This window comes from Ciceribacter sp. T2.26MG-112.2, assembly GCF_900492205.1.
Classification (GTDB): Bacteria; Pseudomonadota; Alphaproteobacteria; order Rhizobiales; family Rhizobiaceae; genus Allorhizobium; species Allorhizobium naphthalenivorans_A.
The window spans coordinates 1-389 of the sequence record NZ_UEYQ01000076.1; the positions used below are offsets into that span (position 1 = coordinate 1).

Sequence of the window (389 nt, forward strand, 5' to 3'; positions counted from 1 at the left end):
AGTTACTGCTGTGCGGCAGGCGGCGCGGCGTTCTGTTTATCCTTCGCGATACTGTCCTGGATGGCTTTGGTTTTGCTCGCCGCTTCAGCCGAGAGCTGATTGGCGTCACCGATGGCGTTGTCTTTGATCTGACCCGCCTCTTTGACTATGCGGTCACTTTCCTGCTTTGCGTTCTGCTTCACCGCATCGGCCTGGGCTTTCGCCTGCTGGGCGATGGCGTCCGCCTTCTTGTCCGCCTCGGCCTTGATGGCGCTGGCCTGATCCTTCAGGCGATCGGCCTCGGCGTCAGCCTGGCTTTTCAGCGTATCGATTTGCTTATCCGCATCCTGTTTAATTGCCTGCGCTTTATCCGCCGCGGCATCCTTCATCTGCTCCGCATTATCTTTAGC

At 58.1% G+C, this 389-nt stretch carries 1 pseudogene; it reads right to left on the minus strand.

Annotated features, from left to right (window positions below):
- Nucleotides 1–2: 2 nt before the first annotated feature.
- Nucleotides 3–389, minus strand: a pseudogene (locus tag DYZ14_RS24070) (hypothetical protein); the annotation flags it as partial.